This window comes from Arenibacter antarcticus, assembly GCF_041320605.1.
GTDB lineage: Bacteria > Bacteroidota > Bacteroidia > Flavobacteriales > Flavobacteriaceae > Arenibacter > Arenibacter antarcticus.
Genome location: NZ_CP166679.1, coordinates 1,847,374 through 1,871,311 on the forward strand (window position 1 = coordinate 1,847,374; position 23,938 = coordinate 1,871,311).

Consider the following 23,938-nt stretch of genomic DNA (forward strand, 5'->3'; position numbering starts at 1 on the left):
AAGCAGTTGTCACAGCCCTCGCAAATTATATTTCTATTAAAAAATAATACGATTATGGCTGCAGATAAAACACCCTTAAAATTGCCCAAGGAGAACTTGGGGGTAGAAGATTTTCTTCCTCTATTGGGAACGGACTACGTAGAGCTGTATGTGGGAAATGCCAAACAGGCAGCGCATTATTATAGGTCTGCTTGGGGTTTTCAGCCTTTGGCCTATGCGGGTTTGGAAACCGGACTTAAAGATAGGGTTTCCTATGTGCTTCAGCAAGATAAAATTAAATTGGTATTGACTTCTCCCTTAAAATCTGGAGGAGATATCAACAAGCATATAGATGCGCATGGAGATGGTGTAAAAGTTATAGCGCTATGGGTAGATGATGCTAGGCAAAGTTATATAGAAACGGTGAACCGGGGTGCGGAAAGTTATATGGAGCCTAGGGTTAGGAAAGATGCCGAAGGTGAGGTGGTGCTATCCGGAATACATACTTACGGGGAAACAGTACACGTGTTCGTGGAGCGGAAAAATTACAAGGGAGTATTTATGCCCGGTTTTAGAAATTGGGATCCTCTATATAAACCTTCGGATTTGGGTCTTAAATATATAGATCATATGGTGGGCAACGTAGGGTGGAATGAAATGGATAAATGGTGTCAGTTCTATGCTAAAGTAATGGGCTTTTCGCAATTGGTGTCTTTTGATGATAAAGATATTTCAACGGAATATACGGCCCTTATGAGCAAAGTGATGAGCAATGGCAACGGACGTATCAAATTTCCAATCAACGAGCCTGCAGAGGGGAGAAAAAAATCCCAGATAGAGGAATATATAGAATTTTATAATGGGGCGGGAGTACAGCATATGGCATTGGCCACGGACAATATAATAGAGACTGTGGGTTCCCTAAAAGCTAGAGGAGTCGAGTTTCTTACCGTTCCGTCCAGTTATTATGAGGACGTTCTGGATCGGGTAGGTAAGATAGATGAAGATCTGGCGCCATTGAGGGAGTTGGGAATACTTATAGATAGGGATGAGGAAGGGTATCTTTTGCAGATATTCACCAAGCCAATTCTAGATAGACCTACTATGTTTATTGAGATAATTCAAAGAAAAGGGGCAAAATCTTTTGGGAAGGGAAATTTTAAAGCGTTGTTCGAGGCAATCGAAAGGGAGCAAGAGTCACGAGGAACGCTCTAACAAGCCGTTTTTTCTTAACTATTTGCTAATTTCCCCAACGTTTATATTAAATTGTGTTAAGGGAAGCGTTAAAGTAAGTTAAAAGCTATTTCAGAACTAAGAGTTGTATTAAATTTGTACTCGCAAGGGGTGGTTCCCTTGCAACTTTAAGTATTGGTTTTTCATAATTTAAAGTTTGGTTGGTTATTTAGGAAAGCCCAGTTTTACGACTGGGCTTTTTTTGTATAACAATACTTTGGAATAATTCTTGTTTACGTAGTAGCGAATAAAGGCACAATTCAAATGTTTTTATTAATTTTACAACAGCAAAAGAATATGAAAAAGATTAGTGTTATTCTGGTTTTAATTGTAGGACTTTCCATTAATTCGCAGAATCATCCACCTAAGTGGAATACCACAACTGAATTTTTGGAAGAGGATTCACCAAAGATGTCGGCTTTTCAGCCTGGCGAATGGCTCAAATTTCGAATTCATTATGGATTTTTAAATGCCAGCTATGCCACCTTGCACCTAACATCCGAAAATTTAAACGGGATTCCTGTATATCACGTTGTGGGAAATGGAAAAACTGCTGGTTTCGCAAGTATATTTTTTAAGGTTGATGACACCTACGAAAGTTACTTTGATCAGCAAGACGGTAGGCCCTATAAGTTTATTAGGAAAATAAATGAGGGCGGATATACCAAGGATATCGAGGTGAATTTTGATTATAAAACCGATATTGCGGTATTAAACGATAAGAAAAACGATAAAAAGTTTAATTTTACCATCCAAAAGGATATCCAAGATTTGGTTTCGGCCTTTTATTTTCTTCGCAACAATTACATATTCGAAGATTTGGAAGAAGGTAAGTCGATAAATCTTGATGTGCTTTATGACGATGATGGGGTATTTAAATTTAAGCTTAAATATTTAGGTAAAGAAATCCTAAAAACAAAATTTGGCAAGGTAGAATGCCTGAAGTTTAGGCCTTATGTCCAATCTGGAAGGGTGTTTAAGGCGCAAGAAAGCTTGTCGTTATGGGTTTCTAATGACGATAACAAAATTCCCATTAGAATTCAGGCAGATATCAGGGTTGGCTCCATAAAAGCAGATTTGGATGGTTATAATGGACTTAAGCATCAATTTAAAATTATAATGGATTAAAAATGGATAAAGAGCATATAGATTCCCAGATTTCCAAATTAGAAGAAAAATACAGGGACTCCGGGCAAGATCTTAGTTCTTATTTAGATGGCTTGCTTTACCAACGGTATCTTACGTATTGGGATTATATTAATTTGGATACCCTTCTAAGTATCCAAGTGCCTAGAACCCATTTTCCTGATGAGGAAATATTTATAATGTACCATCAGATTACCGAACTTTATTTTAAGCTCATTCTGCACGAACAAAAACAACTTGTTGACGATAAATCCCAGGATTTAGATTTCTTTATAGAAAAAGCCAATCGTATCAATAGCTATTATCAAGTCTTAATCTCTTCTTTTAGCGTAATGATCAAAGGAATGCAAAGGGAGCAGTTTATGCAATATAGAATGGCCTTGTTGCCGGCTAGCGGATTTCAATCTGCTCAGTATAGGATGATAGAGCTTTACGCTACCTCCATGGAGAATTTGGTCCATTATTCCGAACGTGAAGATTTCTCTTCAAATAGTACTCTTGAGGAGTTGTACGAACATATCTATTGGAAAAAGGGAGCCACAGATAAGGTGACCGGTGAAAAGACCCTGACCTTAAAACAGTTCGAGTACCGATATACTCCAAGATTGATCAGGATAGCGAAGCAAGTAGAAAATAGTACTATATATGATAAGTACCTACAGCTTCCGCAGGAAGCCAAGGATAATAAAACTTTGGTTGAAGCGTTAAAGGCATTGGATATGAACGCCAATGTAAATTGGCCTTTAATGCACATGGGATCGGCCTATCGCTATTTAACTAAGGATAATGCCCAAATTGAAGCTACCGGAGGAACCAATTGGAAGGAATATTTACCGCCAAGTTTCCAAAAGGTGATTTTTTTTCCAGAACTATATACCAAACAAGAGTTAAATAATTGGGGAAAACAATGGGTAGACCATATCTTTAACCCAGAAAAAGTAAAAAAATAGCGATGAGTAAGTATTGGGCCCTGATTTTTAGTTTAGTATTGGTTGTCTCCTGTAAAGATGATAAGCATCAAAGAGGTGAATTGGTGGAAGTGGTCACTATAAAAAAACCAGTTGCCGTAATGCAGTTCGGGTTTAATCTTGAAGATTTTGAAGTGCTAAGGGATACCGTGAGAAAAGGGGATATCTTCGGGGAAATAATGCTGAGAAATAAAGTAAATTACCCGAAAATAGCAGCTATTACAGAAAATTTTAAAGATACTTTTGACGTTCGTAAATTCAACGTAGGAAAGCCTTATTTAATTTTAAAATCCAAAGACACTAGTAATACTGCCCAAGTATTTATTTATCAGAACGACCCTATTAATTACACTGTGGTTGATTTGAGAGATAGCGTAGTGGCCTATAGAAAAAAGCAAAAGGTAAAATACGTGGAACGCGAAGCCTCAGGGATTATAAAATCTTCTTTGTCGGAAGCTATTTTAGAGCAGGGCATAGATTATAATATCACAAATCGCCTGTCGGAAATCTACGCATGGAACATCGACTTTTTTAGGCTGCAAAAGGGTGATAAATTTAAAGTAATCTACAAAGAGAAATATATCAACGATTCTATCTATGCAGGTTCAGGACAAATAGAATCGGCTTATTTTGAACATAACGGGGAGCCGTTTTACGCCTTTAACTTTGTCACGGATTCTATAAGGAATATTAGGGAGTATTACGATCAGGAAGCAAAGAACTTAAGACGTGCATTTTTGAGGTCTCCAGTACAGTTTAGCAGAATTTCCTCCAGATATAACCTCAATAGAAGAATTGCCTATTACGGCAATAAAGTGCGTCCGCATAAAGGGACGGATTATGCTGCTCCTTTAGGAACTCCTATCCTAGCTACGGCAAGTGGTACAGTGGAGGAGTCCACCAGAAGGGGTGGGAATGGTAAATATGTAAAAATAAAGCACAACGGAACCTACAGTACCCAATACCTTCACATGAAGGCGCAAAATGTAAAAAGGGGGCAATTCGTAAAGCAGGGAGATGTTATTGGATGGATTGGGATGACCGGGAATACCAGTGGCCCACACGTTTGTTACCGCTTTTGGAAAAACGGGCATCAAGTAGACCCTTTAAGAGAAAAATTGCCTACTGCAGACCCAATTGCCGATAGTTTAAAAACACAATACTTAGCCTTTATAGCTCCATTTAAAAGCAAGTTAGACTGTATAGAATATATAGAACTCCCAGAGGAGCAGCTATTAACACTAAATGATTAATATGTCCTTAGATCACAGTAACCCTACAAAAACCAAAGCTTGGAAAAAATTAACCTCTCATTTTAAAGATACTTCGGCCAAGACTTTGGAGGAGTATTTTGGGTCAAATCCAGATCGGGCAAATAAATTCACCATTACTTGGAACGATTTTACCGTAGATTATTCCAAAAACAGAATTTCAGAGGAAACTATGGATCTTCTCCTGCAACTCGCTGAGGAAGTAGGGTTAAAAAATGCTATCCGCGATCAATTTAAAGGAAAGGTCATAAATGAAACCGAAGGTAGGGAGGTGTTGCACACTGCGCTTAGGGCAAAGGAAACCGACGTTATAAAGGTAGATGGTGTAAATGTTGTGCCCGAGGTATATGCCGTTAGAAATAGGATGAAGCAGTTTTCCGATTCTATAATTTCTGGATCTGCAAAAGGATATACAGGTAAAGCCTTTACCGATGTGGTAAATATTGGGATTGGTGGGTCCGATCTTGGTCCTGCAATGGTCGTAGAAGCTCTTAAATTCTATGGCAACCATCTTAAAATGCATTTTGTTAGTAATGTGGATGGAGATCATGTGCACGAAACCTTAAAAGGATTGGATCCAGAAACCACCCTATTTGTGGTAGTTTCCAAAACCTTCACTACTCAGGAAACCTTAACAAATGCTACTACGATAAAGAAATGGTTCTTAAAATCTGCTGCCCAAAAAGATGTGGCCAAGCATTTTGCTGCTGTTTCTACCAATACTGAGAAAATAGAGGAATTTGGGATAGTACCACAAAATGTTTTCCCAATGTGGGATTGGGTGGGAGGTAGATTTTCCCTATGGAGTGCAGTGGGACTTTCCATTTGCCTAGCAGTAGGTTATGAACATTTTAGTGAGATGCTAACCGGTGCCAATGAAATGGATAACCATTTTGAAACTGCAGATTTTGAAGAGAATATTCCTGTGGTCTTGGCGCTTATCAGTATATGGTACAATAATTTTTATGGTTCCGAGACTGAAGCCATAATACCTTATTCACAATATTTATCCCGTTTTTCAGCCTATCTACAACAGGGAGTCATGGAAAGTAACGGAAAAAGTGTGGATAGAAACGGGCAGAAAGTAGATTACCAAACTGGCACCATTATTTGGGGAGAACCAGGAACCAATTCCCAACATGCATTTTTTCAATTAATTCATCAGGGAACCAAAGTAATTCCTACAGATTTTATTGGGTTTAAGGAATCATTATACGGGGACAAGGATCATCACAATAAACTAATGGCCAACTTCTTTGCGCAGACCGAAGCGCTGATGAATGGGAAGTCGCCCGAAGACGTGAAGAAAGAACTTCTTTCCAACAATAAGGATGAATCTTCCATAAACAAAATACTCCCATTTAAAGTATTTGAAGGCAACAAGCCTACTAATACCTTGCTTTTGGACAAATTGACTCCAAAATCTTTGGGTGCCCTAATTGCCTTATACGAGCATAAAATATATGTGCAGGGGGTAATTTGGAATATTTACAGTTACGACCAATGGGGAGTGGAATTGGGGAAGCAACTTGCAACCGCAATTCTCAGTGATATAGAGGGAGATGATATTGCGAATCATGATGTATCTACGTTAAATCTTTTAGATTTATTTAAGAATTAAGGGGAAAGACTAAATAATTCCAATAATCACCTGTAACTTCTTGTTTAGCAATTATATACTTGAGTTTTATGTTAAATTTGCCTTAACTAATTTAACATAGTTTTAATATTTGGCTGCAAAAAATATAACATTTTTGCAGCTTGAATTTAAAACTCTTTAACTCAAGAAAAATGAAAAAAATTTACTTGGTTTTTGCGGTGTTTTTATGCACGGCGATTGGATTTTCACAGGGTGTGACAACATCTTCCATTAACGGAAGGGTATTGGATAATGAAAACATTCCATTATTTGGTGCCAACATTGTGGCGGTTCATACTTCTTCGGGATCAACTTATGGTGCCATAACGGATTTTGATGGATTTTATAGGATATCCAATATGAGAGTTGGTGGACCCTATAAAATTACCATTTCCTACGTAGGTTTTGAAAACAGTGAGTACAATGATGTGTATTTACAATTGGGTGATTCAAAAAAAATCAGGGTTGAACTGGGTGAGTCCTTTAACGCACTTGAAGAGGTGATTGTAATCGGTCAGACCAATAGTATTTTTGATTCGGGTAAAACGGGAGCCGAAACCAATGTAAGTCAAAGGCAGGTAAATAACTTACCTTCAATTTCTAGGAACATTTCAGATTTTGCAAGGCTTACACCACAGGCTAAGGTTACTGGGGATGACGTAATTTCCATTAGTGGTCAAAATAACCGTTTTAATGCAATATTTATTGATGGTGCGGTGAATAATGATGTTTTTGGTTTAGCTGCCAATGGTACTAATGGTGGGCAAACGGGAGTTAGTCCAATATCATTAGATGCCATAGAGTCCTTTCAAATAAATGTAGCCCCTTTTGATGTTAGACAATCTGGTTTCGCCGGAGGTAGTATAAATGCTATTACCAAATCTGGAACAAATAGTATCGAAGGTTCTGTATATGGGTTTTTAAGAAACCAAAGTTTGACCGGTAAAACTCCTGCAGGCCTTGTAGGTTCGGATGGTAAGCGTTCTAAGCTAGAAGACTTTACTGCTAAGACATATGGTGTTAGAGTAGGTGGGCCCCTTATAGAGGATAAGCTATTCTACTTTGTTAATTATGAAAGACAAGAGAATGAGACTCCTCAACCATTTAATATAGACAATTACGACGGTAATGCTACAGCAGCTGACCTAGACAACCTTGCTAATTTACTAAAGGCTAATTATGGATATGATGCGGGTGGCTATACCAACAACACTTCTTCTTTAGTGAGCGATAAATTGATAGCAAAGGTCGACTGGAATATCAATGAAAATAATAAACTGTCTTTAAAACACAGTTATGTTAAGGCCGTAGAGTTAGATGCGCCTTCTTCCAATGGTGGGTCTATTAACTTTTTTAATGGGGCTATAAATTTAGAATCCATTACCAATTCTACAGCCTTAGAGCTCAATACCAAGATTGGACAAAATATGGCAAATAATCTGGTTATAGGTTATACCTCGGTAAATGATGATAGAGATCCTAATGGAGCCGGTTTTCCCTCAGTTCAAATCTCTGATGTAGCTGGAACATCCATTAATTTTGGTTCTGAAGCTTTTTCCACCGCTAATTTATTGGAGCAAAGTAATTTGACTATTACCGATAATTTTGAAATTTATGCAGGAAGACATAATATTACGATAGGTACCAATAACGAATTCTCTTCCTCTAAAAATGTATTCTTCAGACAGAATTTTGGAGACTATCGCTTTAGTAATTTATCTGATTTCATGGGTGGAAACCCGGCCAACAGATATAGATATGGTTACTCTCTTTTGGGAGGATTTGGAGATGACTCTCAAGGTGCAGCAGAATTTGATTTATTCCAATTTGGTTTGTATGTCCAAGATCAAGTGAACGTGACCGATAACTTCAAGTTTACTATGGGAGTTAGAATAGACGTTCCTTTTTGGGCAGATGGTCTAGATAATCAGGATTTTAATACAAGATCCGTAGCTTTGTTAGAGGCTGCAGGAAAGGATTTACAAGGAGCTAGGGTAGGGCAAGGGATTGATGCAAATGTTCATTTTGCGCCTAGAGTAGGTTTTAATTGGGATGTTAATGGTGATCGTTCTACTCAAATTAGAGGAGGGTTAGGAGTGTTCACTTCTAGAATACCTTTGGTATGGCCTGGAGGAGCCTATAACAATAACGGTATTACGGCTGGCTATATTCAATTGACCGGAAATAATGTACCTGCTTTTAATCCTGACCCTCAAGGCCAATTTGCCGATCCCGCACCCGGTAGTGGTTCCGTTGGTGGGCAAATAGATTTATATGCTAAGGACTTTAAAATGCCACAGGTGTTTAAAACAAACATTGCCATCGATCAAAAGTTACCCGGTGGTGTAGTTTTCTCGGCAGATTTTATCTGGAACGATAACATTACTGCAGTAGCCTTTGAGAATTTAAACTTGGCAGGACCACAATTTAATACCACTGGCCCTGGATCTAGACCAAATTATGGCTTTGCAAAAGTGGATAGAACCTACAGTGATGTTTACCTTGGGTATAATACCGGAGAAGGTAGTTCATACAATGTATCAGGTACTTTGACAAAAAGCTTTTTTGGACCAATGATCGATATTAGGACACAAGCAACTTATTCTTATGGTGATTCTGATGTTCTTATCGATGCTACATCTTCTCAAAATAGTTCTCAGTGGAGAAATTTGGAAACCGTTAATGGTTCTAATAGACCTGTACTTTCAAGATCAGATTTTTCACCGGGACACCGAGTAATTGCCAACTCCACTATAGAGTTGAAATGGAGTGATAATTTAAAAACTAGAATAGGTATTTTCTATGAAGGTGCAGAAGGATCACCATTTAGTTATATCTATAACACTAGTAGTCTATTGTCTGATACGGGCTCTTTCTCCTCATTAATTTATGTGCCTTCCAGTTTCAGTGATGCGCTTTTGGTTGACACAAATGATTTAACTGCTGTGGAGCAATATGCTACTTTAAGTGCATTTATCGACGGGAATGATTACCTAAGAAGTAGAAAGGGTAAATTTGCAGAAAGAAATGCTGACCGATCGGATTGGTCTCATATTATCGATTTGAAAGTAGCTCAAGAATTTGGGCTCATGTTCGGAAAGAAAAGACACATCATTGAAGTTACAGCAGACATATTCAATTTCACCAATCTCTTGAATAAGGAATGGGGAGTTAGAACATTCGCTAACTATAATCAGGTAGGTCTTTTCGATTTTGAAGGTTTTGCAGCAGATGGCACCACACCTCAATTTTCTTTTGACCCGCGATCTACTGAAACAACCAATATTATAGATGATTCTGGTTTGCAATCCTCTAGATGGCAGATGCAATTAGGACTTAGATATAGTTTTAATTAAAATTCGCCTCTAAACAAAAATTAAAACCCTGCCATCGGCGGGGTTTTTTTATACTTAAAATTCATTACATTTAGGGCTAAAATTTGATAACCATGTACGAAGCATTATTACACACTCATTCTTATTTGGCCTATGTGGCTTTGGCCGTACTATTTTTGGCGGTCGCCAATGCTATTTTAGGGTGGACAGGAAAAAAGAACTTTACCTTGACCAAGGATTTTAGAATTAGCCTGTTTGCCATGATCTTGGCACATTTACAACTCTTGGTGGGACTAGTGCTATTTTTTGTTTCTCCTAAAGGATTGAATGCCATTCAGGAATTAGGAATGGGAGGATTAAATTCTGCAGCACGCCTATTGGCGGTAGAACATCCTTTTATCAATATCATAGCGTTGGTATTCATTACCATTGGCTGGTCCAAGCACAAGAAAATATTGGAGGCCAAACGTAAATTTAAGACCATTACCATTTTTTACGGATTGGGATTATTGCTTATATTAAGTAGGATTCCTTGGGCTCAATGGCTTAACTAATATTTATTACAGTCTTAGAGCCTCCCTATTTCCTGATAAGTTGAGGTGTAGGGTGTCTCTATGGCGATTTAATCTACATTTAATTTAACCACATTTATTTTCAATATGAAAAATCTACTATCTATTCTATTTTCGTTCATGGCCATATCGATGATGGCACAAGAAATATCCCTATTTAATGGGAAAGACCTTAGCGGTTGGACTATCTATGGTACCGAAAAATGGTATGTGGAAGACGGCTTATTAGTTTGTGAAAGTGGTCCTGATAAACAATACGGATATTTGGCAACGGATGAGCACTATAAGGATTTTGAACTTAGCCTAGAATTTAAACAAGAGGCGGACGGCAACAGTGGCGTTTTTATTCGCTCTACTATAGACGGGACCAAAGTAAGTGGATGGCAGGTAGAAGTTGCCCCTCCAGGTCATGATACTGGGGGTGTATACGAATCCTATGGAAGAGGGTGGTTAATAAAACCAGATCCATCCAAAGATAAAGTTCTTAAGGAAGGCGAATGGAATACCATGAAGATTAGGCTTTCTGGAGGTACCCTAATCTCTTGGTTAAATGGTACTGAAATGGTAAGGATTAAAGATGACAAAATTGGTGAAGCAAATGGTTCCATTGCCCTTCAGATACACGATGGTGGAGGTATTAAAGTGAAATGGAGGAACATTAAGCTCTCCCTACCACAATAAAGTTTAGTGTAGGGGCTTTATTAAGAAGATATATACCGGGAAATGGTCGCTATAGCCACCAATATAATTGCCATTGGCATAAGTGCGCAAGGGATATCCCTTATACTTTCCTTTTTTATCTATTAGATAAGGTGGATTAAAAATACCCGCCTTCCAGAATTTATATCCCGAGGAAGGATCTAAATACAGGTTGGCGGTAAAATATAGTTGATCAAATAGATTCCACCGATCCCTATAGGCCAAGGAGCCTATACCCTTTTTATGGAGATTCTCCATGGGGTTATAAAGGTCAGTAGGTTCCATAATCTCTTCTTTGCTTTTAGTTTTTAATATCTTTTTTAAACTGTGGTCTATTGGGTCATCGTTAAGATCTCCCATACTAATTATTTTTGCTCCAGGTACTTGTCGGGTAATGGAATCTATAATTCTTTTATTCAATTTGGCTGCGGCTATACGGTTGGGTCTGCTCCTAGCCTCTCCTCCGCTCCTGGAAGGCCAATGGTTTACAATAAAATACAGCTCTTCGCCGTCCAGAAGTCCCCCTACTACCAATTGGTCCCTGGTGTAATCCCTAAAGTCGTCCTGTTTGGTGAGCAGTAGCCTATGACTGCTAAAAGAAGTGGGGAGGAACACCGCTTTTCTATATAAGAGTGCCACGTCTATACCCCGTTCGTCTGGGGAATCAAAATGTACTATATCGTATTCTAGTCCCTGTAAATTTGGATGATTTATTACATCTACCAAAACCGCCCTATTCTCAATCTCGCAAAGCCCAATTATATCTGGCGCGTTATTGGTCACTTCCCTTCCTATTTCGGATAATACTTTGGTGATATTGTTCAGTTTGTCCCAATAGCGCTCTTCGGTCCATTGGTCTTTTCCCGTGGGGGTACGATCGTCATCAAACGTGAGGGAGTCGTTTTGGGTATCAAACAGATTTTCTACATTATAAAAGGCAATAGTGCGAATTTCATAGCTTTTGCTTTCCTGGGAATACATCCGGAATAGCAGTGAAAAGAATATCAGGAAAACTATTTTACAGCCCATGTTTCTAGTGAAAGAATTAGTAATTTAACAAAAAAACAGTATTAATCTTAGTAACGATGGCGATTTATCTGTCAATTATTAATATATTATATTATTTTTCAATAAAGTTGAAGTCTATTATATGGTTAGGCCCTTAGTTTTATCGCTTTTTATGCTTGGCAGTATTCAGGCTTCGACACAAGATAAAATTGAGGTAAGAGGAATAATTTCGGATAATTATGATCATAAAATAGTGAAGGGTGTGAAATTGGAGCTGTTGGGGGTGCAGGTGGCCACGCCAGATGCTTTTAGCGGTGAATTTTCTTTTTCCGCAATCCCCAAGGAAGAGTATATTTTAACGATTCATGCGCCAGATTATATTTCCAAACGTATCCCTTTTATGGTCACCGACCAAGCAGTAAATCTTGGAACTATTTTTTTGGAAAGGGATATCGCCTATGAGAAATCTGATAACCTTATAACCCTTACAGATTCTGATTTGTTGGAAGATGAAATGAGTTCTATTACTTCGGGGATGTTACAGGCCAGTAAAGATGTTTTTCTTAACAGGGCTGCATTCGATTTTGGACAGGCATTTTTTAGGGTCAGGGGATATGGATCGGAAAATGGTCTAGTCCTTATAAATGGTATCCCCATGAATAAAATGATAAATGGTAGGCCACAATGGAATAACTGGGGCGGGTTAAATGATGTAACCCGAAATCAAGAATTTACACATGGCCTTCAGTTGTCCGACCATTCCTTTGGGGGCATATTAGGGGTCACCAATATAAATACCAGACCATCTGGTTTTAGAAAGGGTATTCGCATATCAAGCTCGGCATCCAATAGGACGTATGCTGGACGATTAATGGCCACCCTATCCTCCGGAAGAGGGCAAAATGGGCTTAGTTACAGTATATCGGCTTCAAGACGTTGGGCAGAGGAAGGGTATATACAGGGTACCTTATATGATGCCTATTCCTTATTTGGAGCTGTGGAATATGCCGTAGATACAAAACACAGTTTTTTGTTAACTACCTTAATGACACCCAATAGAAGGGGCAGATCTTCGGCGATAACTGAGGAAGTTTTTAATGTAATGGGAAAAACCTATAATCCTTACTGGGGCAAGCAGAACGGGGAAATACGGAATGCAAGGGAAAGAAAGGTCGCAGAGCCGATACTAATGCTCAATCATTTTTACAGTTCTCATAAATTGGATGTAACTACCGGGATTTCCTATCAATTTGGGACAGATGCCAGAAGTAGGATGGGCTATTATAACGCTCCTAATCCAGACCCGACCTACTATCGATATTTGCCGAGTTTTTATATAAATAGCCCTATAGGAGCCAATTTTGTTAGTGCCAATATGGCGAAGGATGGGTTTTTGGATAATCCGCAGTTAAACTGGAATCGACTTTATCAGGCAAATTCAACTGCTTCAATGGAGGGGAAAGCTGCCTATTTACTGTATGATGATACTTCAGAAGATTCCCAATTAAGCGTAAACAGTGTAGGTAATTACCGAATAAGTCCATGGATAAAGTTGGATTTTGGAGGGACCTATCGCAATTTAGAATCTGATAATTACGCCCAGATCAAAGACCTACTGGGAAGTGTATTTCACGAGGATATTGATCCTTTTTCCAATACTGAAAACGATGTGGAAGGAAGCCTAAAAAAGGGGGACGGGGATAAGTTTAATTATGCCTATAAGATGAAGTCAAATATTTGGGACCTATTCTCCCAGTTTAGTGTTACAAAGAGCAGATGGGAGGGGTTTGTAGCAGCAAACTATTCCACCACTTCCTATCAACGAGAAGGCTTATTTAGAAACCAGCGTTTTTATGATAATTCTTTGGGAGAGGGAAGCAAAGTTGAATTTTTCAATTTTGGCACCAAGGGTGGATTTACTTACAAATTTAACGGGAGACATAGGGTGGCCTTAGAGGGAGCCTATATTATGAAGGCTCCAGTCTATCAAAATGTTTTTATAAATCCTAGAGAAAATAATGAGGTGGTTCCTGACCTCCAGAGTGAAAAGATCACTACTGTAGCTATTAACTATTATTTGAGGATGCCAAAACTGACTGGGAGGGTTACCGGATTTTATACCCGTTTTCAAAATACCACCGATATTAATTTTTTCTTTGTGGATGCAGGGGTCGGGAGCGATTTTGTACAGGAAGTGGTCAGTGATTTGGATAAATTACATATGGGAACGGAATTGGGGTTGGAATATCAGGTGTCTTCCTCCGTAAAATTGTCAGGTGTGGCGGCAGTGGGCAAATATAGTTACGCGAGCGATCCCTTTGTTACCATAAATTTTGATACTGCAGGTGCCGAGGAAGACATGATAAACTCGCTAGGCACTAGTATCTTGGGGGTGTCAAAAATTAAGGGCCAGAAACTATCTCAGGGACCGCAACTCGCTTATGCATTAGGGGTGGAATACAGAGATCCTAAATATTGGTGGATCGGTGCCACTACCAATTATTTAGGCAATAATTACGCAGGAATCTCTACCATAACAAGAACCGCTAGCTTTTATATAGATCCCGAAACCGGGAATCCATTTCCTAACGCAACGGAAGAAAATGTACAGCAGTTGTTGCAACAGCATGAATTGGATGATATGTATTTGTTGAATATGGTTGGTGGTAAATCTTGGTTGAAAGGTGGCAAGTATATCAGTGCCTTTGTGAGTGTCAATAATATTTTTGATGCCGTGTATCGTACCGGTGGGTATGAGCAAAGTAGAAATGGAAATTTTGGTCAATTGCAGCAAGACAATTTAAGCGGAAGTCCCTCATTTGCGCCAAAATACTGGTACAGTTATGGGCGCACCTATTTTATAAATTTGGCGGTAAGTTTTTAGTGCTAGGCTATATAAAACGGGGCTAAAATATGTTCAGGTCAATTTCCATCTAAGGTCCAATAAAACAAATGTTCAATATGAATGCTTTTAAACCTAAGGTACAGTTTATAGTAAGGAGGTGCTTTGGTATTGGACTGCTTATGTTATGCGGATGTGTAAAAGATATGGACTATACTACCCCCAAAGCGATCTGTTCGGTTAATTTAAGTGCCAATGCAAGCTATGCCGAAGTAAAGAGCCTTTATGTAGATCAGACTATTCAGATAGAGCAAGACCTAATTATTGAGGGATATGTCATCTCCTCGGACCAGAGCGGTAATTTTTTTGGCGTACTTTACTTTCAGGACAGACCCACCAATCCCACCCAAGGATTTGAATTAGAACTCGATGTTCGCGATACCCATTTATTTTTTCCAGTAGGTAGCAAAATCCTGATTGCCTTAAAGGGACTATATATGGGCAAAAGTAAAGGGGTCTTTAAATTGGGGGGACAGTTTACCTCCTTTGGAAATATCGCTGTGGGAAGACTACCTGCTGCAGTAGTGGACCGACATATATTTGTGAGTTGTGAGGAAGCGGTAACCATGATGCCAACATTAATTGAGATCGGTGATTTAGGAGAGCATTATACCAATACCCTTGTGCAATTAGATGGTGTTGAAATTAGGGAAGACGAGGTGGGACTCCCTTTTGCAAATGTCAAGGAAGAGACCAATAGAAATTTAATAAATTGCCTTGATCAAGAATTGGTTTTGGTAAATAGTGGGTATGCCGATTTCCAGGCTGAAATTCTACCTGAATTAAATGGGAGCATTAGAGGCGTACTGTTGCGGGAGAATAACAAGTATCAATTGGCAATAAGGAGTTTGGGGGATATAGAATTTTCTAAGGACCGATGTGCGGATTTGGTGGATGAATTTTCTTCGACCAAACTTTTTATTTCGGAGTTGGCTGATCCAAATAATAATGCTGAGGCTAGGTTTGTAGAACTGTATAACTCGGATATACAATCATTAAGTTTAAAGGGGTGGCGACTACATAGATATACCAATGCTAATACCGAAATAAGTTCTACCATAGATCTATCCGATCATTCAATTGGGGCAGAGAGCACCTTTGTGATATCGCCTAATACATCCTCGTTTGAAGCTACCTATGGCTTTTCTCCTGATTTGGAGGTGGGGACTAATAGTCCTGCAGATTCTAATGGGGATGATAATTTTCAGTTGGTAGACCCCTTTGGGACGGTGATCGATAGCTTTGGGGTGGTAGGGGAAGACGGTTCTGCTACCAATCATGAGTTTGAGGATGGAAAAGCTGTGAGGAATCTAAATATTGTCATGGCAAACCCAGTGTATACTTTTAGTGAGTGGACACTTTATAATGATAGCGGGGGAAGTGGAACTGTGAATCTGGCCCAGAATGCTCCTGAAGATTTTAGTCCTGGTATCCGTTAAAGAATCAGTTTATTTCTTAATCGGTCAATAGCTTTACTAAATCTTGGGATCCTACGGGTTTTACGATATAATTATTGACAATCTTATAACTTTTGGCCCTTATCATATCCTCAGAATTTATGGAAGAGCTAATAATATAAATAGCGACATAGTCTGTCTTGGAATTGGGGATTTTTATAAAATGGTCCAGAAACTCCCATCCATCCATGATGGGCATGTTTAGATCTAGAAACATAATCGAAGGAATCCTCTCCCCAGCAGTAACCATAGCATTGACCCCTTCAATGGCTTCCTGCCCGTTCTTATAAACTACAATGGTTTTGGAGAAATCTATCATTTTCATAGACCTCTTGATGCCATATACAGAAATAGGGTCGTCATCTATAATGCAACTGAATTCAATCTTACTCATAGTGTTATATCAAGATTAGTTTTTATCGGATGCGGACAGTAGTACTATTTTAAAGGTAGTACCCACGTCTACCTTACTTTCTACTGATATTGTCCCATTCATGGCTTCTATTTGATTTTTGGTAATGAACAGGCCAATGCCCTTGGAATCTTTGTGTCTGTGGAACGTTTTATACATGCCAAAGATCTTTTCCCCATGTCTTTTTAAATCAATTCCCAATCCGTTGTCCGTGAATTCCATAATAATACTGTCCTCATTACTCAATGAAGTTATGTTGATCTTTGGCTGGCGGTCCGGACTGCTATACTTTATACTGTTGGTGAAAAGATTTAATAATACACTGTCCAGATATGCGGGAATAGCCAACACTTCAATATCCTTGTTCATACAAATTTCACAGAGAACATTTTTCTCTTTTAGCAGGACATTTATATTTTTCCTTACACTTGTTATGGTTTTAAGTAGGTTGATCTTGTGTAGACCTCCCTTTGCCCCAGTGGTTATAAGGACGACTTCATTTAAATGATGTATCGTTTCATTTAAACTTTCACTGGCACCTATGAGCATTTTTTCAATACTCTTCCTTTCTTCCTCATCTTCCTCCTCTGTTAGGTACTGTGTAAGCATGGCTAAATTAGTGGAGTGCGACCGTAGGTTGTGCGATACTATATGGGCAAAATTAGTTAGGCTATCGTTTTGACTTTTGGTGATTTTCTGTAATTCGACCGATTTTTTATCGGCTTCAATTCTGTCTGTAATATCCAATATTTGTGAAATGAAATGGGAAATCTCTCCCGAAATGGCTTTTACTGCGGTAACTGTTAAAATTACATGAACAGTTTTACCATTTTTATGCATATACCTCTTTTCTAACTGGTAACTGTCTCTTTTCCCCGCTAACACTTCCTCCATATACGCTAGGTCCTCATGTAAATCCTCGGGATGGGTAATATCTTGAAAACTGAGTTGTAATAGTTCATCCCGACTGTAGCCAAGGCTTTTGCACAGGCTTTGGTTTACATTTATCCAGCTGCCATTGGTGGCCACCAAGGACATTCCAACGGCGGAAGATTCAAAAGAGCCTCTAAAAGATTCTTGGTTAATGTTTAGCTTCAATTGGTTGTTTACAAATTCGGTAATATCCCAATTGGTACCCACCAATTTTAGCATTTTCCCAGTTCCATCTTTATGGAGTGCGGCATTGGCCTTAATATGTCTTATCTCACCTTGTGGGTGAATTACCCTAAATTGTGTCCTAAGTGGCTGTGACCCCTCAAGCGCTAATTTAAACTCATGTTGAAGTCTATTGCGATCATTGGGGTGGATGTAAGTTTCCCAAGCGTCATAGTTGCCAGAAAAATCGCCTTTCTTTATTCCGTAAAGGGAAAACATCTGCCGATCCCAATCCACGGAGTTATCTTGAAGATTGAATTCCCAAATACCAACATCTGCAGCTGTGGTCGCAAGCCGCAATTTTTCTGCGTTTTTATCGTTTTTTAAAGTTAATCTTTTAGTGTCGTCTATATCCTGAAATACACCATAAAGCCTTACGCATTTACCGTTAATAAAAACTGGTGATCCTTTGGCCCTTACCCAAACTTCTCTCCCTTTTTCTGTGACAATAAGCAACTCGGTGTCCCAAGGCTGCCCTTTGCTAATAGCAATGTTTATTAGAGATGTTATTTTATCGCGATGCTCCCCTTCTTTGTAGAAATTAATACCGGTTTCCAAAGACGGAATATAATCTTTGGGAACTTCGTGAATTTCCTTAGTAATTCTGGACCAGTAGATAGATCCTGAAATTAAATCCAGTTCCCAGCCTCCAATTCTCGTAATGTTTTCGGCTGCTATTAAAATCTCTTTGGTATGCTTAAATTTTGTAATGTTGCTGGTAGTTACTATCAGACCTGTTGGTTTTTCATCCTTATCGAGGCAATGATGTATACGCCATTGGTACCATTGGCTTCTCCCCTCACCATCAATGTGTTGCTGTTCTATTGTGGAAATTCCAGGTTTGTAGAGACAACTTTCTAATATTTCAAGGAATGATTTTGGGCAATTGGGGACTATATCAAAAAAGAATTTTCCAGAGATATCCTCTTTTTTAATTGTTAGTTCTTCAAACCACAAATTTGAAAAATTGGTAAAGCGTAAATTCGCATCCAATACTGCTAGAGCAACTGGAGTATCTTTAAATGAAAATCCGGTAGGGAGTGTATCCAAAAATCAAATGTTAGTAAAGTTGGTTCATAATTTAAAAATAAAAAAGGTGATTTTTATTGTTTTTGAGCCAAAATTCATAAAAATTGTACCGATTATAGTTTTAAAACGTATTAATAGCATTTGGCTGGAGGATAGCGGTTTTATTTTGTAAATTGAGGAAGGATAGTATCAACCTAATTGCATTAAATAAAAAACACCTAAAAACGGGTGAAATTAGAACGAGATTAACGACTTCGGCAGGTGCTCCAATTTTAAATGAATAAAATTTGAAGCCTGCAGCTAAACTTGAACCTGTTTTAATATCTAACGGCAAAAGATATATTTCGATAAAGTCGATTCTGATTAAGCAAAGGGAGTGGCTAATACTTGGAATCAGAGAATTTACCAAGTATAGGATACGATGAAAATATAAGCTGAAACCGTCGCCATTATTTTGGGAATGACGGTTTTTAATACATGTAACTATTGTTAACGAGCTATGAACGAAATTTTTTTTGAAGAAATAAGAAACGGAAATTTGGCGGAGGTAATGGCAATGCTCAAAAAGAATCCTTTGCTTTTGGATAGTAAGGATGGTAGAGGGGCCACGCCCCTTATTGTGGCCACCTATTTCGATGAAACCGAAATTGTGGATTTTTTATTAAACAGCGGAGCTAAACTAGATGCCAAGGACGCAACGGGAAACACTGCCTTAATGGGAGTGTGTTTTAAGGGGTATTCCGATATTGCTCAAAAGCTGATAGAAAAAGGGGCAAGTATAAACGAACGCAATACCATGGGGGCTACCTGCCTTATTTATGCTGCTACCTTCAGTAGGGTTGATATTGTTAAAATACTATTGGAACATGGTGCTGATACAAGCATTACAGATGTAAGGGGGAAATCGGCTTTGGACCATGCCAAAATGCAGGGCATTACCAGATTAATTGCTTTGCTTGAAGGTGTTTAGTGATCCGGAGATTTCTGAGTTCACCTCAATAGTACCTACTATTTTTTACTAAGAACGATCGCTATTAATAACTTATAATCAATGTCTACTGAATTGCATATAGCTCTGGTACAATGCCCCTTGGTTTGGGAGGACCCAGTGGCTAATAGGGAAAATTTGGAAAGGATAATCCTTTCCCTTTCTTCTAGTATAGACCTAATTGTGCTTCCAGAGATGTTTACTACGGGATTTACCATGACCCCCGCTAACATTGCTAGGGAAGAAGGTGAAAAAACGGTTGAATGGATGCAAGCTATGGCTACCCTTAAAAATGCTGCCTTGGTGGGGAGTATTGTCTTTGCAGAAGGGGAGCATTACTATAACCGACTCTGGTTTGTGGAACCCGACAATAAAATTGCGAGTTACAATAAGCGGCATACGTTTACTCTTGCCGGAGAAGATAAAGTTTATACCGCGGGTGAAAATAGATTGCTGATTAATTTTAGAGGCTTTCGGATTTTCCCGCTAATTTGTTATGATCTACGTTTCCCTGTTTGGGCAAGGAATACGGAGGGCTATGATGTACTAATCTATGTGGCCAATTGGCCAGAAAAAAGGATAGCCGCCTGGGATGCACTTTTAAAGGCAAGGGCCATAGAAAATATGGCCTATGTTATAGGTGTCAATAGAGTAGGGACTGATAATTACGGTCATGAATACGTGGGTCATTCTGCTGTATATGACGTTTTGGGCAATACCCTAGTTTGTTCCAAAGTAGCTACAGTGCTATATGCTACTTTGGACAAGGAGCATATAGAAACCCAAAGGGAAAAATTAAGATTTTTAGAGGATAGGGATCAATTTAGTTTACAAGTGTAAAGGTTTGATCTAACTCCCAATTGGCACGTATTTCTAATACCGATGGGTAATAACTTACCTTCTCTGGTTGTAAGCGCTTAAGGTAATTTCCGGTATCCCATTTTTGATTTCCATTGCTATCGTGAATTACCCGGATAAGATATTTTGACGGCGTAATATTGCTGAAATCAAATATTCTTGGTTCCGCTGCGTATTGCTCCACTTTAACTGCCCCTTTTTCATCCGTTAATTGTACAATTAAGGGGTAGGTTACCTCTCCCTCTAAAGTAAGGCTTAGATTGCCAAAATCGGCATAGCTTTTAGTAGATAGGGTATAAGATATGGTATCGTTTTCCGTTCCAAAGAAATCGGTTATCGATCCAGGAAGTAAGTCCAAGATATAGCTTTCATTAGGTTCCACTTCAAAATCGAAATCGATCTTATTGCTTAGCGTGTCAAATGCAATGGTATGTTTTACATAGGTGGAATCTTTTCGCCATAAGGAGATTTTGGAACTGTCCAGCAAAGCAAGGGGGGTATTGGCCCCAATATAAAATGGTTTTCCAAATTCCAAGGAGCCTCGCTGATTGGGTTGTAAAACCAAAGTATCTGCGGCAAGCTTTCTTGTTTTTACCGAAAAAGTATCCCTAATTTTTTCCTTATCATTGTGTACGGTAAATAAAAGTGAATCAGCAGTAAATGGAGTGATCCAATAATTAAGGGTATCCTTATTGCGTTCCTTGGTCACCTTTGTCTTAACGCTATCTGGTAGTATAGTTAGGGATTCAATAGTAATATGCTCCCCTATTCCTTGATAGCCAAAAATAATTTTGTTCTTGGCTGCAAAATTGGGAACAGATATGCTATAATCGGGAATTTCCTTGAACATGGTAAGGACGTAAATAGAATCTGTTGGTAAGGAAATAGTGTCCTTTATAAAACCAATTTTATCCGTTTTTTGGTTAAATATGTTGTTTTTGGCTTCGTCCTTTAGAGCGAACATAGCATACTTCCCTTCCTTTAGATTTTTTAGATGAAATATATTGGCGCTATCCAAAGTATTTGTAATATAATTTGGGGGCTGGGAATAAATAGTAGAATCTGTATAGGTGCTATCCAATTCGTAAAGCATAATACTAATAAAGTTGTCGGCTTTTTTATTAAAGCCATCCAGCACAACACCCGATACGGTTAACGAGTCTATATAATCCCCTGTCGAAAATACATAGGTTAAATAACTACTGGGGTTTCCTTCATTGTTGTCCACAATACTTTGACCAAAATTAAAGGTATAAGTAGTATTTTTCTTTAAAGTATCCTTTATAATGATTTCCACATATTTTCTGGGTGAGCCCTGTGGGGTTATTAAAGGGGTGTATTTTAGGGGAGGGGAGACAATCAGCTGTTTTTCAAGGTCTTTAAGCTTAATATATTCATCAAAATAAAGGCGTATTTTATTTCCTTTAAAATTAATGGTCATATTATCTGGCTCTGCCTTTACCATTTTCGGTGGAATAATGTCCTTATCACCCCCGCTTGGTGCGCCCCGTCGTGCACATTGCAGGAATGCAGATACCACTAAGACCAAAAATAAAAACCCTAATATGCGTTGAATCATATAATTTGTAAAAAGTGATACAAAGAAACAACTAATTTGTAGAAATGTAAAATTAAGGCACAATGGCCATGGAGGCAATATATAATTTTATGCCCGGAGCTTTGGCTAGCGCAGTGGCACAAGCTTCCATAGTGGCGCCAGTGGTAATAACATCATCCAATAACAATACATTTTTATCTTTTAAAAAATCGATATCTGTCAAAATATACAGTGCCTGCTTGTTCTGCCAACGAAGTAACCGTGTTTTTTTGGTCTGTGTCTTAGTATTGGCCGTTTTTATTAATAGGTCTTCCAGATAATGTGCATTTAGGTGTTGGGCAATTGTTTTAGCGAATAAGGATACTTGGTTATATCCCCTTTTTCTGCGCTTTTTTGGGTGTAAGGGAACCGGAATTACATAATCTATATCTTTTAAGTAATTGTTATCCTTTATGATTTGACCATACCATTGGCCCAAGAAGTCCCCAATTTGCTCTTGATTTTTATATTTTAGATAATGAACCAAGTTTTTAACTATCCCCTTATCCGTAAAAAATAGGAATGAGCTGGCTTTGAAAATATTGATTCTCCCATAAAATATACGGTCTACTGGGTTTATTTCGTTAAAGGTGTATCGGGTAAGTGGTAATTGATTCCGACAAACGGTGCAAACATGTTCTTCTCCTCTGTATAATAATGCATTACATCCAAAACATAGCTTAGGTACCAAGACGGTATTAATATCATTTATTATATTTGATAGCTTGTAGAACATGCGCCCAATTTGTATTAACCTACTTAAAACGAATATCTCTAGATGGATAGTCAAGATAATCAATTTAACTATAAAATAATTATAGCCGCTTTGGTTGCCGTTGTTATAGGGATTCTTATTGCTTTTTATTACAGCTACGCCCAATCGCAAAATGAGATTGGTTTTATGCAACAGGAAAAAACGTTGTTGTTACGGGATCTTACCTTAGTGAAAACAGATGTAGATCGATTTTCTGCACTTAATGAGGTAAATGAGATAGAGTTGCAGGATTCTAAATACCGTGTGCAGCAACTGTTAGATTCTGTAGGGAGGTTAAATTTTTCAATAGAAAAGCTTAAAGAGTATAGGTCAGAACTACGAAACCTAGAAGCTAAAAACGACAGTCTTAAATTGAAAAATAATTTTCTTAAGTATAACAATATGCTCTTAGGAAATAAGTATGAAGAGACAAAACAGCTGATCGAAGAATTAAGAGGGAAAAGCAATTCTTTAGCTGAGGTGGAAGCACTTTTGAGGAAAAGAAATAGGGAGCTTAGTCAGGAATTAAAGACTAAAAACTATCTTAAACTAGACAACTCTGAGGGAAGTGGATTTCGCTTGCGAAGCGGCAAGCATATCAAGACCAATAAAGCCAATACCATTTCCAAACTTAGAGGATGTGTTACCATTGTAGGGAATCCCAATACAAAAAGCGAGGACCGGGTAATTTACTTTCAGTTTTTAGGACCCGATATGTCTATTGTTGAGGATAATGCCAATACAATTTCAGTGAACGGAAATATTTACAGTAAACGCGTGCAGCTCGTTTTTAAGGGAGAGGAATTCAATGTTTGTGACGCTATTTCTGTTCCCGAAGGTTCTTTGTCAGAAGGATCCTATACGTTAAATGTTTTTGAGGACGAAAAATTACTGGCTTCTTCGGAATTTCAATTGAAATAAATTACCTAATTATGA

Annotated in this window: 18 protein-coding genes; 13 read left to right on the forward strand and 5 right to left on the reverse strand. The window is 38.4% G+C overall.

Translation table 11 applies throughout. The features are described from left to right. Window positions 1-54 precede the first annotated feature (54 nt). The 8 genes from hppD (at window position 55) to KCTC52924_RS07635 (ending at window position 10,824) form a co-directional block, all read left to right on the forward strand. Window positions 55-1,194 carry a 4-hydroxyphenylpyruvate dioxygenase gene (hppD, locus tag KCTC52924_RS07600; RefSeq protein ID WP_251806123.1) on the forward strand — a complete coding sequence of 380 codons (1,140 nt, stop codon included), beginning with the start codon at window positions 55-57 and terminating at the stop codon, window positions 1,192-1,194. Window positions 1,195-1,509: 315 nt separating this feature from the next. Further along, entirely contained in the window at window positions 1,510-2,340 is an 831-nt protein-coding gene (locus tag KCTC52924_RS07605) for a DUF3108 domain-containing protein (protein ID WP_251806124.1), read from the forward strand. A gap of 2 nt (window positions 2,341-2,342) precedes the next feature. Then, on the forward strand, window positions 2,343-3,308 hold the full coding sequence (locus tag KCTC52924_RS07610) for a tryptophan 2,3-dioxygenase family protein (RefSeq protein ID WP_251806125.1): 966 nt from the start codon (window positions 2,343-2,345) through the stop codon (window positions 3,306-3,308). A gap of 2 nt (window positions 3,309-3,310) precedes the next feature. After that, on the forward strand, window positions 3,311-4,579 hold the full coding sequence (locus KCTC52924_RS07615) for a peptidoglycan DD-metalloendopeptidase family protein (protein WP_251806126.1): 1,269 nt from the start codon (window positions 3,311-3,313) through the stop codon (window positions 4,577-4,579). A 1-nt stretch (window position 4,580) separates the two neighbouring features. Next, on the forward strand, window positions 4,581-6,218 hold the full coding sequence (gene pgi / locus KCTC52924_RS07620; protein WP_251806127.1) for a glucose-6-phosphate isomerase: 1,638 nt from the start codon (window positions 4,581-4,583) through the stop codon (window positions 6,216-6,218). A gap of 170 nt (window positions 6,219-6,388) precedes the next feature. Continuing rightward, the gene (locus KCTC52924_RS07625; protein WP_251806128.1) at window positions 6,389-9,592 is read left to right on the forward strand and encodes a carboxypeptidase regulatory-like domain-containing protein; all 3,204 of its coding nucleotides are present in this window, start codon (window positions 6,389-6,391) and stop codon (window positions 9,590-9,592) included. A 92-nt stretch (window positions 9,593-9,684) separates the two neighbouring features. Further along, entirely contained in the window at window positions 9,685-10,125 is a 441-nt protein-coding gene (locus KCTC52924_RS07630) for a hypothetical protein (protein ID WP_251806129.1), read from the forward strand. 105 nt (window positions 10,126-10,230) lie between these two features. Next, complete coding sequence (locus KCTC52924_RS07635; RefSeq protein ID WP_251806130.1) at window positions 10,231-10,824, forward strand: DUF1080 domain-containing protein; 594 nt, start codon at window positions 10,231-10,233, stop codon at window positions 10,822-10,824. A gap of 3 nt (window positions 10,825-10,827) precedes the next feature. Here KCTC52924_RS07635 and KCTC52924_RS07640 read toward each other — a convergent pair whose 3' ends face one another. Further along, the gene (locus KCTC52924_RS07640) at window positions 10,828-11,871 is read right to left on the reverse strand and encodes an endonuclease/exonuclease/phosphatase family protein (protein WP_251806131.1); all 1,044 of its coding nucleotides are present in this window, start codon (window positions 11,869-11,871) and stop codon (window positions 10,828-10,830) included. A 151-nt stretch (window positions 11,872-12,022) separates the two neighbouring features. Between KCTC52924_RS07640 and KCTC52924_RS07645 the strand changes: the two genes are divergently transcribed. Further along, a complete protein-coding gene (locus KCTC52924_RS07645) occupies window positions 12,023-14,734 on the forward strand; it encodes a TonB-dependent receptor (RefSeq protein ID WP_251806132.1) in 2,712 nt (903 codons plus the stop codon). A 77-nt stretch (window positions 14,735-14,811) separates the two neighbouring features. Beyond that, window positions 14,812-16,191, forward strand: coding sequence for a DUF5689 domain-containing protein (locus KCTC52924_RS07650; protein WP_251806133.1), 1,380 nt, complete (start codon window positions 14,812-14,814; stop codon window positions 16,189-16,191). Between the two features lie 16 nt (window positions 16,192-16,207). On the opposite strand, the gene KCTC52924_RS07655 is transcribed toward KCTC52924_RS07650, so the two are convergent. Both KCTC52924_RS07655 and KCTC52924_RS07660 read right to left on the reverse strand, forming a co-directional pair. Beyond that, window positions 16,208-16,603: a response regulator gene (locus tag KCTC52924_RS07655; protein ID WP_251806134.1), complete on the reverse strand. Its 396-nt coding sequence runs from the start codon at window positions 16,601-16,603 to the stop codon at window positions 16,208-16,210. A gap of 15 nt (window positions 16,604-16,618) precedes the next feature. Then, entirely contained in the window at window positions 16,619-18,826 is a 2,208-nt protein-coding gene (locus KCTC52924_RS07660) for a PAS domain S-box protein (protein WP_251806135.1), read from the reverse strand. 478 nt (window positions 18,827-19,304) lie between these two features. On the opposite strand from KCTC52924_RS07660, the gene KCTC52924_RS07665 reads away from it, so the two are divergent. Together KCTC52924_RS07665 and KCTC52924_RS07670 are read left to right on the forward strand one after the other, a co-directional pair. Beyond that, window positions 19,305-19,775 (forward strand): ankyrin repeat domain-containing protein, encoded by a 471-nt coding sequence (locus KCTC52924_RS07665; RefSeq protein ID WP_251806136.1) that lies wholly within the window; start codon window positions 19,305-19,307, stop codon window positions 19,773-19,775. An 81-nt stretch (window positions 19,776-19,856) separates the two neighbouring features. Next, window positions 19,857-20,633 carry an amidohydrolase gene (locus tag KCTC52924_RS07670; protein ID WP_251806137.1) on the forward strand — a complete coding sequence of 259 codons (777 nt, stop codon included), beginning with the start codon at window positions 19,857-19,859 and terminating at the stop codon, window positions 20,631-20,633. Here the strand turns inward: KCTC52924_RS07670 and KCTC52924_RS07675 are convergent. Next, window positions 20,617-22,230 carry an Ig-like domain-containing protein gene (locus tag KCTC52924_RS07675; protein WP_251806138.1) on the reverse strand — a complete coding sequence of 538 codons (1,614 nt, stop codon included), beginning with the start codon at window positions 22,228-22,230 and terminating at the stop codon, window positions 20,617-20,619. The two genes, KCTC52924_RS07670 and KCTC52924_RS07675, sit on opposite strands and share 17 nt — an antisense overlap. Before the next feature lie 52 nt (window positions 22,231-22,282). After that, the gene (locus KCTC52924_RS07680; RefSeq protein WP_251806139.1) at window positions 22,283-22,984 is read right to left on the reverse strand and encodes a ComF family protein; all 702 of its coding nucleotides are present in this window, start codon (window positions 22,982-22,984) and stop codon (window positions 22,283-22,285) included. A gap of 42 nt (window positions 22,985-23,026) precedes the next feature. Between KCTC52924_RS07680 and KCTC52924_RS07685 the strand changes: the two genes are divergently transcribed. After that, window positions 23,027-23,923, forward strand: a complete 897-nt coding sequence (locus KCTC52924_RS07685) for a hypothetical protein (protein WP_251806140.1) — start codon at window positions 23,027-23,029, stop codon at window positions 23,921-23,923. Window positions 23,924-23,938: the final 15 nt, after the last annotated feature.

What these genes read in the sequence shown, in the direction of transcription:
- hppD (WP_251806123.1), top strand. Translation starts at nt 55, where the DNA reads ATGGCTGCAGATAAAACACCCTTAAAATTGCCCAAGGAGAACTTGGGG.
- KCTC52924_RS07605 (WP_251806124.1), top strand. Translation starts at nt 1,510, where the DNA reads ATGAAAAAGATTAGTGTTATTCTGGTTTTAATTGTAGGACTTTCCATT.
- KCTC52924_RS07610 (WP_251806125.1), top strand. Translation starts at nt 2,343, where the DNA reads ATGGATAAAGAGCATATAGATTCCCAGATTTCCAAATTAGAAGAAAAA.
- KCTC52924_RS07615 (WP_251806126.1), top strand. Translation starts at nt 3,311, where the DNA reads ATGAGTAAGTATTGGGCCCTGATTTTTAGTTTAGTATTGGTTGTCTCC.
- pgi (WP_251806127.1), top strand. Translation starts at nt 4,581, where the DNA reads ATGTCCTTAGATCACAGTAACCCTACAAAAACCAAAGCTTGGAAAAAA.
- KCTC52924_RS07625 (WP_251806128.1), top strand. Translation starts at nt 6,389, where the DNA reads ATGAAAAAAATTTACTTGGTTTTTGCGGTGTTTTTATGCACGGCGATT.
- KCTC52924_RS07630 (WP_251806129.1), top strand. Translation starts at nt 9,685, where the DNA reads ATGTACGAAGCATTATTACACACTCATTCTTATTTGGCCTATGTGGCT.
- KCTC52924_RS07635 (WP_251806130.1), top strand. Translation starts at nt 10,231, where the DNA reads ATGAAAAATCTACTATCTATTCTATTTTCGTTCATGGCCATATCGATG.
- KCTC52924_RS07640 (WP_251806131.1), bottom strand. Translation starts at nt 11,871, where the DNA reads ATGGGCTGTAAAATAGTTTTCCTGATATTCTTTTCACTGCTATTCCGG.
- KCTC52924_RS07645 (WP_251806132.1), top strand. Translation starts at nt 12,023, where the DNA reads ATGCTTGGCAGTATTCAGGCTTCGACACAAGATAAAATTGAGGTAAGA.
- KCTC52924_RS07650 (WP_251806133.1), top strand. Translation starts at nt 14,812, where the DNA reads ATGAATGCTTTTAAACCTAAGGTACAGTTTATAGTAAGGAGGTGCTTT.
- KCTC52924_RS07655 (WP_251806134.1), bottom strand. Translation starts at nt 16,603, where the DNA reads ATGAGTAAGATTGAATTCAGTTGCATTATAGATGACGACCCTATTTCT.
- KCTC52924_RS07665 (WP_251806136.1), top strand. Translation starts at nt 19,305, where the DNA reads ATGAACGAAATTTTTTTTGAAGAAATAAGAAACGGAAATTTGGCGGAG.
- KCTC52924_RS07670 (WP_251806137.1), top strand. Translation starts at nt 19,857, where the DNA reads ATGTCTACTGAATTGCATATAGCTCTGGTACAATGCCCCTTGGTTTGG.
- KCTC52924_RS07675 (WP_251806138.1), bottom strand. Translation starts at nt 22,230, where the DNA reads ATGATTCAACGCATATTAGGGTTTTTATTTTTGGTCTTAGTGGTATCT.
- KCTC52924_RS07680 (WP_251806139.1), bottom strand. Translation starts at nt 22,984, where the DNA reads ATGTTCTACAAGCTATCAAATATAATAAATGATATTAATACCGTCTTG.
- KCTC52924_RS07685 (WP_251806140.1), top strand. Translation starts at nt 23,027, where the DNA reads ATGGATAGTCAAGATAATCAATTTAACTATAAAATAATTATAGCCGCT.